Consider the following 558-nt stretch of genomic DNA (forward strand, 5'->3'; position numbering starts at 1 on the left):
TCCCCGATGATGAGTCTATGCGCATCAGTCACGAGGCGATCTACCAGGCCCTGTTCATCGAAGGCCGCGGCGCGCTCAAGCGGGAACTGGTCGCGTGCCTGCGCACCGGCCGTGCACTGCGGCAGCCGCGAGCACGGTCACAGAGCAAGCCTCAAGGACACGTCACCGCCGAGGTCGTGCTCAGGGAACGCCCGGCCGAGGCCGATGACCGTGCCGTTCCTGGCCATTGGGAGGGCGACCTGATCATCGGGACCGGTAGGTCCGCGATCGGCACGCTGGTCGAACGCAGCAGCCGCTCCACGATTCTGGTCCACCTGCCACGCTTCCAGGGGTGGGGTGAGAAGCCGTACGTGAAGAACGGGCCCGCGCTCGGCGGCTACGGGGCCGTCGCGATGAACGCGGCGCTGGCAGCGTCGGTGACCACGTTGCCCGAGCAGTTGCGCAAGACCCTGACCTGGGACCGCGGCAAGGAACTCTCCGGCCACGCCCAGTTCGCGATGGAGACCGGGACCAAGGTGTTCTTCGCCGACCCGCACTCACCATGGCAGCGACCCACGA

General features: G+C 67.9%; 1 protein-coding gene. It reads left to right on the plus strand.

Going from position 1 to position 558, the window contains the following annotated elements; all coding sequences use genetic code 11:
* A partial coding sequence (locus ACYVKI_RS12860; RefSeq protein ID WP_460690766.1) for a transposase occupies nt 1–558 on the plus strand: 558 nt, incomplete at both ends.

The sequence above is a fragment of the Nesterenkonia suensis genome, assembly GCF_054782935.1.